The following is a 12,620-nucleotide window of genomic DNA, read 5'->3' as shown; positions in this document are numbered from 1 at the left end:
CCGTATTGACGTTACCAGCCGCCGTGCTGGCTTTCGTGAAACCGCTCCGAGTCGTTGCCCCCATGCTCGTTCCGGAAGTAACTTGCCCACTTGCGAATATCTGCACAGACAGCGTGGCGCAATTGGACGACGCGCAACAACTGTACGCTGCGGGATATGCAACGGCAGTGGCATGCCGGCCTGGGTGCACGAGACATCTGGGATGCAGCGCGCAGTGTGAATTGAAAAACTGGAGAGACTGTGAATGGACGTTATTCAGATGCTGCGAGTGGATTGGCTCGATACACAAATGGACAAGTGCGATGTTATGGCCGAATGGCTTTATCGGGAATTCAGTTATGAATTTGCGCAGCAATCTCTTTCAAGTTGGCAACAAGAGTTCTCCGATGGACAGCGTGATGGCCGTTGGAAGTGCCTGATCGCAACGGAACGAGACCAGTTGCTGGGCGGCGCTACACTTGCCAGTAACGACCTTTCTGACCGGCCGGATCTGGGCCCGTGGCTTGCGTGTGTGTTCATCACACCTGACGCTCGAAGGAGAGGGCTCGCAGCGCAGTTAATCGAAGGCATCTGTGACCATGCAAGAGACACTGGATTCACGACCTTGTACTTGCACACCCACAACCAGAGCAATTATTACACCACGCTTGGCTGGGAAGTGTTGGAGCGCTTTGAGGCTTGGGGGAAAGAGCAATACCTTATGTCACGGAGTTTATAGTCAACGCCGACTTCACATTTCCGCTGCGTGTTTTTTATAAGCAGCAAAATTCTGATAGGACGCCTGCGTTTTCACACAGCCTGGCCCACAGCAGTCATCGAAAAGAGACCGATAGGGATACGCTAAAGTTATGCAGGTCGTCGATCAATGGTGATCGACTGTGCGCGCTGCGTCTGTCCCTGGAGGACCCAATGCCGCCTATCACGACGTGCCTGGTGGCGCTGTTTGTTTTTTGCCTGACTCTTGCAGTGCCAGCCCAGGCCAACACCTGCCCAGCTGGCGAGAAGCAAGTGTGCCTGGACGGCTGCATCTGTCTGCCGGATCTGGTGCAGATGCCTGATGGCATCGACCAGATCGCGGCACCTGCCCTGGCGCTGTGGCTGACCCAAGCCCGTGCTGAAGCGACCAACGCCAACATCCAACCCATTCCGCCGCACATCCGGGAGCAGCTGCTGCGCTGGTACGACCCCAGCGTCCTCGATGCCGCGCGCTACACCGTTAGCGACAACGGTCAGCTCAGCACCGCCACTGCCATGCTGCAAAACCCCGATGTTGGTGCCGTGACGCTGATCGACATCATCCTCTTCCGGGACGCTCAAACCGCAGAACAGGACGTCGCGCTCTGGGCTCACGAGCTCAAGCATGTGCAGCAATATCAGGAATGGGGGGTAGAAGGATTTGCCCAGCGCTATACACAAGACTTCAATGCTGTGGAGGCGCCGGCTTATGCCATACAGGCTGAAGTCAGACGGTCGGTGCGGGAAGGGACTCACTGAAGATTATCCGCAAGCTGGAGCCTATGCAGCGGGAACTTCAGGGTACTCGCCAGGTCAGTTGGGAGCTGTTTTACGGCAGTGCCGTCCGAGATCAGTCGAGTCCGCCCCCTGATGCCAACCAAGAATTTTCTGCCGGGTCTTATCCTGGTGTTCTGCGCCGTCGCGTCGCTTGGTTCGGTGGCTGCCGAGCGGAGAGCGCCCTCGCAAAGTAACAGCGCATCAACCACCCTGATCGAAACGGCCTCGCGGCAGTACGGCGATGGCCAGTTGGACCAGGCCGCCGCCACGCTGGAGCGTGCCCTGCATATCCAGCCGAACAATCCCGCGACTCTGCATTACCTCGGTGTATTGCGTCTTCAGCAGGGTCAGTACCAACAGGCTGAAACGTTGGCGGTGCGCTCGAACATGCGGGTTGGTAGCAACGTCGCGTTACGCAACCGCAACTTCCAATTGATCCAGGCGGCGCAGCAGGCCCAGGCTTCGAATACCCCACCCAACGCCAAAGCGGACCAGGTCGCCGTACAGAAGGGACTGGAAGAGGAGACCCAACGGCGCCGCGAAGCAGAAATGGCCGTTGCTGAACAATCCACTCGGGATGCTGGGCGCGACGCTGGCAACTTCGCTTACGCAACGGCAGATGGGGTATCGGATTCACCGACGGCTGGCAGACCTCGGCCTGAAGGACAAATGCAAATGACTTCCGTCGAGCCAGAGCCAGAGTACGAGTACGACGAGGTCGAGATTCCCCGCGGCCATTGGCCGCCTCCAGGTAAATGCCGAATCTGGTTTCCTGATCGCCCGCCAGGGCATCAACCCGCACCCGGCAGCTGCAAGAAGCTGCGACATCGGGTTCCGTTAGGGGCTTACCTGGTGCGCGGTTGAGTTTCTGAGTGCCAGTCGCCGTAAATCGCTGACATCGGCGAACCACTCATGGGATTGAAGGGTGTGGAATGCGTCATGTGTCCCATATCCCCAGGCAACCGCGCCAAAGGCGATACCGGCAGTCGCTGCGGCTTCACCATCCGTAGGTTGGTCGCCGATGTAGATCACGTCCTCTCGCGCCACGCCGAATTTGCGCATGACACGACGCAAGCGAGACGCCTTGCCGAAAATCGAGGCACCGCACTCGAAGGCCTGGATATGTCGACAGCTGGAGCCCAGAATTTGCGTGACATTTTCTCGGGAATTAGAAGACACCACGGCCAGAATCAGTCCCTTTTCGTCAAGATGGGTCAGGGCATTGGCGATGTTTTCAAAGAGCAGGATCGAGCTTCGATGTTTCTTCATCAAGCCCATAAAGGTTCGCGCTACCAGAGGCAACTTCCAGCGGGGCATTCCGATATGAGCCATGATCTCCCGAGCCCCTCGCTTGCGCAGTGAGTCCAACTCTTGCGGGTGAATCCGACGGAATGCGTGCTTGTCAGCGACCTGGTTGAACACCGTAATAAAGAACGGAAATGAATCAGCGAGCGTGCCATCAAAGTCGAAAATGACAAGTCGGTATGACATGTAAAAGCTCCTCCCTGGAGTGTGCTAGCTGAATACAGACGGCTGCTTGTGCAGGGCGATCAAGTCGCCCGATTAACTGGGAGGGCGCATTATCCCTGCTCCGGAATCGGTACGGAAGGAGGGCGAGGTTAACGTTTGTAGAGGGGCTGCTTCTGGATCTGAGCGTGTAAAAACGCTGGCACGTTGAAGCTCATTTCTGCGTCTACTCCAGTAAGCCTTCGGATCAGGAAGTGCATCGCATCCCTCTATTGTTTGAGGGGGCCGTCAGCTATTTATGCAGTGGCATGCTAGAACTTTTCCCTATTTATCGGTCTATGTGGATACGCACATAAAGCTCGGTAAGCGCGACCCGAAGGTTTCCCGCAGCCAAATGGCGACATGTCCAATTGTCAATCAGAGGTTGTCTTCGCCCATGAAATCTTATGTCCCACGGATGGTGCTTCTCAGCCTGTTCGCGTTTGCGGCAGTGGGCTCGGCATCAGCATCACAGATGAAGACCTCAAACCCTGTTTTCGCAACTGAAGTCGCAGCCGTTCAGGCTCCGGTCCAGGCTGCCGGAAACCCTTGGCCGAGCTTGGCCAGTATGGCCGGCAAGCAGCCAGGGCCGTTGCTTGCCCATGACGACCGATACTGGCGTGACGGCCGTTGGCACGATCGTAGAGAAGACTGGCGCCGAGACGAATGGCGTAGAAACGAGTGGCGTAGAGAACAGGAGCGCCGGGAAGCCGAACGTCGTCGTGATTGGGAGCGCCATCATGAGCACCGCTACGATGACGATCACCGCTACTATCGTCGCTAATACGTAGCCACGGGATAAGTCCGCCGAAAGCACTGCCTGCTGATTTGTAAATCCAGGTGGTGCTTAAGCGACACAGATCAGCTCTCGGAAGAAGTGATTGAGTCGAGAGTGGATTCAGCCGCCAGCTTCAATCGGTCGGCTTTGCAAATGTATTTAGACTTGCTTTTCGGTGCCAATTTGGCGCTGGCCTTTTTGGCGTTAGCCTTTAATAACTGATTTATTTTTTTACGACGATTCATCTTTTCTACTCGGCTTGTACGTTTTCGAATGATATCAGCTTAAATATCGGCTCAGAGCCTTGTGGTGCACACTTGAGCGCTTTTGTCCGTTATCTGCCCGATGCGCTCGGCTATCGGTCCAGCAGAGGTGCCAGCAGGGCACACATGCCGCGCCAGTGCGAACCCTCCCAGTAAATTCGTTGGCAGGCGTCGCAGCGCAGGAAGTGCGAATAGAGGGCACCAACGCGTGGCGGCACCAGTGGCCGGGCCAGTTCCGGGCTGATTTCGTGCAGCGGCAGGTTGCAATGCAGGCACAGGCTGAAGGGCCGCGCGCTACGCGCCAGGTCGAGGCGCTCGTACACTTCGCGCAGTTGCAGCGACGGTTTCAGGGCATGCACGTAACAGCCGTGGCTGATGATCCGCCGCTTGAGCAGTTCGCGGTCGCGGGTTAGCACGATGCGCCCTTGCTGCGCCGCGATCTCGGCGATCTCGCTATCTTCGAAGCGATTGTCGTAGAGCGTGTCGAAGCCGCTCATGCGCAGCAGGTTGGCCAGCCCGCCAAGGTGCGCATCAGCGACGAAGCGCAGCACCCGTAAAGGTTGCGCACGGACCTTTAGCAGCGGGCTGATGTCCAGCGTTTCGAACTTGGGATACACCGCCAGCCGGTCACCGTCGAAGATTACCCGCTCCAAGCCCACTGACTCGCCATTGAGCAGCACCAGCTCGACCTCGGTGTGCGGTATGCCGAGCGCCTCGATCATGTGCTTGACCGTCGCCCCGCGCGCGCACTCGCAGGTAAAGGACTGCCGCCGCCGTTCGGCCGGCAGGAAATCGTTGAGCTCCTCGTAGAAGCGGAAGGTTGCACGGGTCATGCTCAACAGTATGGCAGGGCTGCGGGATGGGCGAGTCCAGTCCGGAGATCTACTCCGGCAGGTCCCATCCACCCACCGTTCGTCCGCCAGGTTCGGTAACCCGTATTGACAGAAAAATCCATCAGGAGAATACTCGGCCAATATTCATATATATGACTAGATAACAAGGTGAATAAAGTCGATGAATTCCCTGTCCAGTGATGTCCGCCTACCGCTTTATCAACGCCTGCGTGATCAGTTGGCCGAACAGATTGCCAACAATCGTTGGCGTCCGGGGGAGGCCATTCCCACTGAAGCTGCGCTTTCAGCGGAGTACAAACTGTCCACTGGCACCGTGCGCAAGGCGGTCGACGCGCTGGTCAGTGAGGGCATCCTGGAGCGTCAGCAAGGTCGAGGTACCTTCGTTCGTCGGCCTCAGTTTCAATCTTCGCTTTTCCGCTTCTTCCGCTTCCAGACTGCTGCGGGTGAACGCCAGGTCCCGGAGAGTCGCATCCTGTCTATCGAACCGGTGGCCGCACCCTCGGCAGTGGCCCAGGCGTTAGGGCTGCCAATCGATGCGCCGGTCATTCGCATTGTCCGCGTTCGTCTTCTGGATGTTCAGCCGGTACTTGCCGAAGAAATCTGGCTACCTCGCAGCCGGTTTCAGCCGCTACTGGAGATCGACCTGAATCGAAAAGGGCCATTGCTTTACCCGATTTACGAAGAGCTCTGCGGTCAGGTCGTCGCCTCTGCCGAAGAAGCACTCACCGCCGAGTCGGTAAATGACGTGCATGCGCGGTTATTGAAAATACCGGTCAACAGTCCCGTGGTGGTGATCGAGCGTCTGGCGCGTGACTACGCCGGTACGCCTCTGGAGTGGCGGCGCTCCCGTGGGCATGCCGAGCATTTCCGTTACAGCGTGGATATTCGCTAGCGCATTGCCCGGATAGCGGATCGCTCACCGGCGAATCGATCGCTGGCGGATTCATCGTTTTGTTTGCCATGACTGGCCTCGTAGCGGCGCGGTTCGCTCTCGGCTGCCTCATGTTCCACCTATAAGGATAAGAAATCATGTTCAGCTGGTATCGCCAAGTCACTCCTCGGGAGCGCAAAACGTTTTGGGCCTGCTTCGGTGGATGGTCGCTGGACGCACTGGAAGTACAAATGTTCGGCCTGGCCATTCCGGCGTTAATTGCCGCCTTCGCGCTGACCAAGGGCGATGCCGGGCTGATCAGCGGTGTCACACTAGTCACTTCGGCTATCGGCGGTTGGGTAGGGGGGACGTTGTCCGACCGCTACGGCCGGGTGCGTACGTTGCAGTGGATGATTTTGTGGTTCTCCTTCTTCACCTTTCTGTCCGCCTTCGTCACCGGGTTCCAGCAGTTGCTGATGGTCAAGGCGCTGCAAGGCTTCGGCATTGGCGGTGAGTGGGCGGCCGGCGCGGTACTGATGGCCGAAACCATCAACCCGACATACCGCGGCAAAGTGATGGGCACCGTACAAAGCGCCTGGGCCGTAGGTTGGGGTGTGGCGGTCGGGGTTTTTGCGTTGATTTATTCGTTCGTACCGCAAGACATGGCCTGGCGTGTGATGTTCATCGTTGGCTTGTTGCCGGCGCTCCTGATCATCTGGGTACGGCGCAATGTCGAGGAGCCCGACAGCTTCCAGCGTCTGCAAAAAGAACAGGTTATCCCACAAAGTTTCTTCAAATCCCTGGCCGGTATTTTCCGTCCTGAACTGATCCGCGTGACACTGTTCGGCGGGCTGCTGGGCCTGGGTGCACACGGCGGGTACCACGCGGTAATGACGTGGCTGCCGACATTCCTCAAGACTGAACGCAACCTGTCGGTGCTGAACTCTGGCGGCTACCTTGCCGTGATCATCCTTGCCTTCTGGTGTGGCTGCGTCGTCAGCGGATTTTTGATTGACCGTATTGGCCGTCGCAAAAATATTGTGCTGTTCGCCCTGTGCTGCGTCGTGACCGTGCAGTGCTACGTGTTCCTGCCGCTGACCAATACCCAAATGCTATTCCTCGGTTTTCCGCTCGGCTTCTTCGCAGCGGGCATTCCGGCCAGCCTCGGTGCACTGTTCAACGAGCTGTACCCGGCGGACGTGCGCGGCGCTGGCGTGGGTTTTTGCTACAACTTCGGCCGAGTGCTCTCGGCGGTATTCCCGTTTCTGGTCGGCCACATGAGTGACTCCATGTCACTGGGCTCGGCCATTGGCATCGACGCCGGGATCGCTTACGGCGTGGCCGTTATCGCGGCCCTTTGCCTGCCGGAAACCCGTGGTCGCAGTCTCGACGCTGCAATCCCGTCCGTCTCGGTGAACGGCCGCGAAAGCGCCCGAGCGTGATGATCATTACTTGCGATAGATGAAACCCATGCCTGATACCTGTTCAACATCGATCACTGGCATCGATTCCCATGCTCATGTCTTTAGCCGGGGGCTGAAGCTGGCCGCTACACGGCGCTATGCCCCTGACTACGATGCCACGCTTGCGGAGTATCTGAATCACCTGAGTGCCCATGGCTTGAGTCACGGCGTATTGGTGCAGCCGAGCTTTCTGGGCACCGACAATAGCTACCTGCTGGCGGCGCTGAGGCAAGTGCCGGAGCGGTTGCGAGGAGTGGTCGTGCTGGAGCCGGGCGTTAGTCGTGCCCTGTTGAATGACATGGCTCACATCGGCGTGGTCGGCGTTCGCTTGAACCTGATGGACAAGGCGTTACCTGATTTTTGCGATCGCGCCTGGAGAGAATTTTTCAGCCACATCGCTGATCTTGACTGGCATGTCGAATTGCATCGGGAGGTAAAGGATCTGCCGGCACTGATCCATCAATTGACGCCGATCGGTTTGAAGCTGGTGATTGATCACTTCGGACGGCCGGATGCCCATTTGGGAATTGATCAGCCAGGGTTTTCCGAGTTGCTCGAATTGGGATCGAGAGGGTCGATCTGGATGAAGGTATCGGGAATTTATCGTTTGGGAGGTACGCCGCAACAAAACCTCAATTTCGCCCGATCGGCATTACCGCTGTTGGAGCAAAGTTTCGGCCTCCACCAACTGGTATGGGGCAGTGACTGGCCACACACGCAGCATGAGAAAAGCATCGGTTTCGACACAGTAATCGATCAGCGACAAGCCCTGGAGTGTTCGATGCAGCTTAGCCATTCGTTGCTCGTGCAAGCACCTCAAAGGTTATTCGGTTTTGCAAATCACCCACGCATTTGCAGATAACCCTTCATCCCACCCACGTGTAACGAAAACGTGCTGAAAGCCTGAAACGCGACGTTGCAGTCAAACCTCTCGTGCCGCATCGAGAGGTTCTGCGCAAGAGCAGCCTATTACAACTACAAGAGAGCGGTTTCCATGAACAAGCCATCCAGTACTGACATTGAAAAATCGACCATGCGCAAGTTGGGGATTCGCCTGATCCCCTTTCTCGTACTCTGTTATTTCATCGCCTACGTTGACCGAGTCAATATCGGCTTCGCTGCACTGACCATGAACCAGGACATCGGCCTGACAGCCAGTGCCTTCGGATTCGGTGCCACGCTGTTTTTCGTCGCTTATGTACTCTGCGAAATGCCCAGCAACATGGCCATGGAGCGTTTCGGTGCCCGCCGGTGGATCGCACGCATCATGATCACCTGGGGCATCGTCGGTTTCTGTTCGGCATTTGCGGTCGGGCCGATATCCTATTCGATTTCCCGATTCCTCTTGGGGGCAGCCGAAGCCGGCTTCTTTCCCGGCGTCATTCTTTACCTCACGCAATGCATCCCCAAAGCGTACATGGCTCGTATCGTTGCGCTATTCATGGTGGCGATACCACTCTCCAACTTTCTCGGTTCACCGGTGTCGGCACTGCTGTTGCAATTGGACGGTCTGGCCGGATTCAAGGGATGGCAGTGGTTACTGATGCTTGAAGCCATTCCCGCCATCACCCTGGGATTGCTCGCGCTGAAAGTATTGCCCAATCGCCCAAGCGAAGCGAAATGGTTGACTCAGCAGGAACAGGATTGGCTAGGCGAGCAACTGACTAACGATAAGGCCGCACGCGAAAGTGGTATTCCTCAGCACGCTCACAGCATCAGCGGCACCCTCAAGGCCGTGTTTACCAACAAATATGTATGGGTGCTTTCGATTATCTACATGGGCAGTTCGGCAACCAGCAACACGCTGTCGTTGTGGATGCCGCAGATCCTGAAATCCTTCCATCTGACCAACATGCAAACAGGTCTGATGAACATGATTCCGTTCGGCATGGCCGCAGCGTTCATGATTTACTGGGGACTACGTGCAGACAAGAGCGGGGAGCGGATCAAGAGCACTGCTATTCCGCTGGCTATTACTGCGGTGAGCTTCGCTGCCACGCTGTTCACGGACTCCCTGACCATTACGCTGGTACTGCTGACGCTCGTATTGATGGGTAACTATGCGATCAAGGGGCCGTTCTGGGCACTTTGCTCCGAATCCCTGCCGCCGGCGACTTTGGCCACCGGGATTGCAGCGATCAATACTTTTGCTCACTTGGGTACGGGCGCCATGAGTTCGGTAATCGGTGTACTGCGTGATCAGACCGGGAGCTTTCCAATTGCACTGATGCCGCTCTGCATAGTGACCGCTATCGGTTCGCTATTGGTGTTTCTGATTGGCAAACAGAACGCTCGTGCGAAGCAAGTCGCTACGGTCGGCAGCTGACCCATTGCTTCTGAGGAGGCTCGAAGTGGGCGAGCCTCCTCGTTGTGTATGTTCCAGTTTAAGGCCAGTAACATAACGGCCACCCCTTTTCCGGTACCAACGCTTGAACCGGCAGAATACCGATGAATCGTTCTTCAAGGAGATATCCATGACAACAGGGCAGTGTCTTTGCGGGGCTGTACGTTTTTCCCTCGGGGTTGAACCACGATTTTTTTATCGATGCCATTGCAGCCTGTGCCGCAAGCAAACCGGGGTCGGCCATAATCTCGCCACAGTGGTCAAAGCTCGCGACTTTCGATGGGAAGAAGGGCTAGGTGCGCTCACCAGTTGGCGCAAATCCAGCGGGTACAGAAATGACTTTTGCTCACGATGTGGCTCGACCGTGCCTAATGCTCTTCGCGAGACGCCTTACTTCTGGATTCCGCTTGGTCTTCTCGATGGCGAACTGAGCATGGAGTGTATTGGAGATTTCTGCACCGATGACGCTATGCCATGGGATGAACAACGCTCGGGAAAAAGTCATTGCTCAACCCCGGACTCACTTGGGTTTCTTCTGCAGGAGCTCCAGGTCGACAATGATTGATTCAGGCGCTTGCCGAGGGCGCGGGTGAGGGTGGATTTGCCGCTACCGGCAGTCTGTCCCCTGTTCATACTGATGAGCAGCAGGCATTTTTGCAGAGTGTGAAGGCGTATCCCTTTTGAGGAACCCGCAACGATGCTCAACAAGTGGCTGGATCCCGCCCTATTGCTGCTGACCACGCTGTCACTGCTGGCGGGTGGCGTTGCGCATTTTGCCCAGCAGCCTGATTGGGCGGCAGTGTGCTGGGCCTTCGGCAGCCTGGTGATGGCTTTGGTGTTGTTGGTCGAGATTGTCAGGCGTCTGGCACGGCACGAGGCAGGGGTGGACTTGATCGCGCTGCTGTCGATCGGCGCGGCGCTGATGTTGGAGCAGATGTTGGTGGCGGCAGTCATTGCCTTGATGCTGGCCACCGGGCGCACCCTGGAGTTTTTCACTGCTCAGCGCGCCGAACGTGAGCTGCGTGCGCTCGTCGAACGGGCACCACGCTTTGCCTGGCTGCAGGAGCTGAACGACTTGCGTCAGATACCGGTTGAGCAGATCCAGCCGGGTCAGACACTGCTTGTACGCCTGGGTGAGGTGGTCCCCGTCGACGGCCGTCTACTCAGCCCCACGGCCACTCTGGACGAGTCGGCGCTCAGCGGTGAGTCTTTGCCGGTAACCCGCCGGGAAGGCGAGCAAATGCTCAGTGGCGTTGCCAATGCTGGTGCGCCGATCCTGCTAATGGCGACGCAGACGGCGGCGCAGAGTACGTACGCCGGAATAGTGCGGCTTGCTGAGACAGCACGACGCTCGCGCGCGCCTTTCGTGCGTCTGGCCGACCGTTATGCCTTGTTCTTCATTCCGCTGACTTTGCTGATTGCCGGGCTGGCCTGGCAATTGAGTGGAGATCCTTTGCGGGCACTGGCGGTTCTGGTAGTGGCCACGCCCTGTCCTTTGATCCTGGCGGTGCCGATCGCCATCATGTCAGGTATCTCGAAGGCGGCGCGGCGCGGCATCCTTATCAAGGACGGCGCCACCCTGGAAGCGCTGGCAGGGAGCAAACAGCTGTTTCTCGACAAGACCGGCACCTTGACCTGTGGTCACGCCCGTTTGCAGTCGGTTGAGGTCAATGGCCAGGTCGATCCACAACATCTGCTTGGCTTGGCCGCTTCGCTGGCGCAGGCCTCGGTGCACCCCATCTCCCAGGCCATCGTCGAAGCGGCGCGCCAACGCCGATTGCCGCTCAGTGCCCCGCAAGAGGTTGAAGAAAGTCCGGGCTCCGGTCTTTGTGGGCTGATCGATGGTCAGCGGGTGCGCCTCGGTACACTGTCTTTTGCTCATGCAGAGGCGTCTGTCAGCGCTTGGACCGAAGCAATGCTGCGCCACATGGACTACTTGGCCTGCGGTGGAAGCTTCATTGAAGTGGATGGGGTTCTCGCGGGTCTGCTGATCTTCTCGGACAGCCTGCGTCGGGAAACCCCGCAAACCCTTCGCCGGCTGCGCAACAGCGGTATCGAGCGGATTGTCATGCTTACGGGTGATCGCCCGGAAACAGCCGAAATGATTGCTCTGTCCGCCGGCATCGACGAGCTGCGTGCCGGGTTGACCCCGGAGGACAAGGTGCGCGCGGTGCAGGAGGGCTGCACGCGCGCCAGCACGCTGATGGTCGGCGACGGCATCAACGATGCTCCTGCACTCGCGGCGGCCACCGTCGGCGTTGCCATGGGGGCCAGTGGTGCCACTGCCTCTGCACAAGCGGCGGGTGTTGTGCTGCTGGTGGATCGCCTGGATCGTCTGGTCGAGGCGCTGGAGATTGCCCGCCGTACCCGCCATATCGCCCGGCAAGGCGTGCTGGCCGGCATGGGGCTTTCACTGCTGGCCATGACCGTGGCCGCCCTCGGTTACCTGCCGCCGCTCGCCGGCGCCGTGGTTCAGGAAGTCATCGACGTGGTCATCATCATTAATGCTCTGCGTGCATTGGGGTTGTCGCCAGGACTGGGCCAACGACGACTGGCCGGCGAACAGATCGATCGCCTGCAAGACGAACACCGCCAACTCACCAGCGTGCTGAGTGATCTGCATCAACTGGCCGGCGATTTCGCCCGGCGTCCGCTTGAGCAAGCGCGGACCGATCTGTTGGATCTGGTCGAAAAGCTGCAAGTCTCGCTAGCCAGCCATGAACGGGACGATGAAAACACACTGTACCCGCTGCTGACCCGAAGCATGCCGGGCGAGGACCCCTTGTCGGCACTGAGCCACGGACACCGCGAGATTTTTCGCTGTATCCATTTGCTGGCGCGCATGAGCAGCGACTTCAGTGCCGACCCGACCTCTGTTCCTGTCGAAGAGATTCAGCATCAGTTAATTCGCCTGGATACCCTCGTGCAGCTGCACTTCGACCAGGAGGAGGAACTGTTCCGCTATCTTGATAGGCGCTAAAGAGCCTGCGGGACATTGTTCAAATGACTCTGGAGCGATGGCTGAGCTG

Annotated in this window: 12 protein-coding genes; 9 read left to right on the top strand and 3 right to left on the bottom strand. The window is 57.9% G+C overall.

The genetic code is table 11. The features are described 5' to 3' along the window. Window positions 1–259: 259 nt before the first annotated feature. From AO353_RS28410 to AO353_RS28400, 3 genes are all read left to right on the top strand, one after another. A complete protein-coding gene (locus AO353_RS28410; protein ID WP_054598374.1) occupies window positions 260–718 on the top strand; it encodes a GNAT family N-acetyltransferase in 459 nt (152 codons plus the stop codon). 191 nt (window positions 719–909) lie between these two features. Beyond that, complete coding sequence (locus AO353_RS28405) at window positions 910–1,494, top strand: eCIS core domain-containing protein (protein WP_054597967.1); 585 nt, start codon at window positions 910–912, stop codon at window positions 1,492–1,494. 111 nt (window positions 1,495–1,605) lie between these two features. Beyond that, window positions 1,606–2,376 carry a tetratricopeptide repeat protein gene (locus AO353_RS28400; RefSeq protein ID WP_054597966.1) on the top strand — a complete coding sequence of 257 codons (771 nt, stop codon included), beginning with the start codon at window positions 1,606–1,608 and terminating at the stop codon, window positions 2,374–2,376. Here AO353_RS28400 and AO353_RS28395 read toward each other — a convergent pair. From AO353_RS28395 to AO353_RS28385, 3 genes are all read right to left on the bottom strand, one after another. Then, the gene (locus AO353_RS28395; protein ID WP_054597965.1) at window positions 2,350–3,003 is read right to left on the bottom strand and encodes an HAD hydrolase-like protein; all 654 of its coding nucleotides are present in this window, start codon (window positions 3,001–3,003) and stop codon (window positions 2,350–2,352) included. The two genes, AO353_RS28400 and AO353_RS28395, sit on opposite strands and share 27 nt — an antisense overlap. Before the next feature lie 876 nt (window positions 3,004–3,879). Beyond that, window positions 3,880–4,041, bottom strand: a complete 162-nt coding sequence (locus tag AO353_RS30280; protein WP_081013843.1) for a DUF2986 domain-containing protein — start codon at window positions 4,039–4,041, stop codon at window positions 3,880–3,882. 110 nt (window positions 4,042–4,151) lie between these two features. Further along, window positions 4,152–4,892 carry a Mut7-C RNAse domain-containing protein gene (locus AO353_RS28385; RefSeq protein WP_054597963.1) on the bottom strand — a complete coding sequence of 247 codons (741 nt, stop codon included), beginning with the start codon at window positions 4,890–4,892 and terminating at the stop codon, window positions 4,152–4,154. Between the two features lie 181 nt (window positions 4,893–5,073). On the opposite strand from AO353_RS28385, the gene AO353_RS28380 reads away from it, so the two are divergent. The 6 genes from AO353_RS28380 (at window position 5,074) to AO353_RS28360 (ending at window position 12,571) form a co-directional block, all read left to right on the top strand. Next, on the top strand, window positions 5,074–5,805 hold the full coding sequence (locus AO353_RS28380) for a GntR family transcriptional regulator (RefSeq protein WP_054597962.1): 732 nt from the start codon (window positions 5,074–5,076) through the stop codon (window positions 5,803–5,805). 137 nt (window positions 5,806–5,942) lie between these two features. Further along, complete coding sequence (locus AO353_RS28375; protein ID WP_054597961.1) at window positions 5,943–7,226, top strand: MFS transporter; 1,284 nt, start codon at window positions 5,943–5,945, stop codon at window positions 7,224–7,226. A gap of 28 nt (window positions 7,227–7,254) precedes the next feature. Then, complete coding sequence (locus AO353_RS28370; protein ID WP_054597960.1) at window positions 7,255–8,109, top strand: amidohydrolase family protein; 855 nt, start codon at window positions 7,255–7,257, stop codon at window positions 8,107–8,109. 132 nt (window positions 8,110–8,241) lie between these two features. Then, window positions 8,242–9,573 carry an MFS transporter gene (locus AO353_RS28365; RefSeq protein ID WP_081013842.1) on the top strand — a complete coding sequence of 444 codons (1,332 nt, stop codon included), beginning with the start codon at window positions 8,242–8,244 and terminating at the stop codon, window positions 9,571–9,573. A gap of 148 nt (window positions 9,574–9,721) precedes the next feature. Next, window positions 9,722–10,156: a GFA family protein gene (locus AO353_RS30275; protein ID WP_081013841.1), complete on the top strand. Its 435-nt coding sequence runs from the start codon at window positions 9,722–9,724 to the stop codon at window positions 10,154–10,156. Between the two features lie 132 nt (window positions 10,157–10,288). Then, entirely contained in the window at window positions 10,289–12,571 is a 2,283-nt protein-coding gene (locus AO353_RS28360) for a heavy metal translocating P-type ATPase (RefSeq protein ID WP_054597959.1), read from the top strand. Window positions 12,572–12,620: the final 49 nt, after the last annotated feature.

The organism is Pseudomonas fluorescens (assembly GCF_001307155.1).
Classification (GTDB): Bacteria; Pseudomonadota; Gammaproteobacteria; order Pseudomonadales; family Pseudomonadaceae; genus Aquipseudomonas; species Aquipseudomonas helvetica.
Note: the sequence above shows the minus strand (reverse complement) of the source record. Positions and strands in the feature narration are given on the sequence as shown.

Coding starts and splice junctions, on each gene's coding strand:
- AO353_RS28360 (WP_054597959.1), top strand. CDS start 10,289: ATGCTCAACAAGTGGCTGGATCCCGCCCTATTGCTGCTGACCACGCTG.
- AO353_RS28400 (WP_054597966.1), top strand. CDS start 1,606: ATGCCAACCAAGAATTTTCTGCCGGGTCTTATCCTGGTGTTCTGCGCC.
- AO353_RS30275 (WP_081013841.1), top strand. CDS start 9,722: ATGACAACAGGGCAGTGTCTTTGCGGGGCTGTACGTTTTTCCCTCGGG.
- AO353_RS28385 (WP_054597963.1), bottom strand. CDS start 4,892: ATGACCCGTGCAACCTTCCGCTTCTACGAGGAGCTCAACGATTTCCTG.
- AO353_RS28395 (WP_054597965.1), bottom strand. CDS start 3,003: ATGTCATACCGACTTGTCATTTTCGACTTTGATGGCACGCTCGCTGAT.
- AO353_RS28405 (WP_054597967.1), top strand. CDS start 910: ATGCCGCCTATCACGACGTGCCTGGTGGCGCTGTTTGTTTTTTGCCTG.
- AO353_RS28375 (WP_054597961.1), top strand. CDS start 5,943: ATGTTCAGCTGGTATCGCCAAGTCACTCCTCGGGAGCGCAAAACGTTT.
- AO353_RS28365 (WP_081013842.1), top strand. CDS start 8,242: ATGAACAAGCCATCCAGTACTGACATTGAAAAATCGACCATGCGCAAG.
- AO353_RS28370 (WP_054597960.1), top strand. CDS start 7,255: ATGCCTGATACCTGTTCAACATCGATCACTGGCATCGATTCCCATGCT.
- AO353_RS28410 (WP_054598374.1), top strand. CDS start 260: ATGCTGCGAGTGGATTGGCTCGATACACAAATGGACAAGTGCGATGTT.
- AO353_RS30280 (WP_081013843.1), bottom strand. CDS start 4,041: ATGAATCGTCGTAAAAAAATAAATCAGTTATTAAAGGCTAACGCCAAA.
- AO353_RS28380 (WP_054597962.1), top strand. CDS start 5,074: ATGAATTCCCTGTCCAGTGATGTCCGCCTACCGCTTTATCAACGCCTG.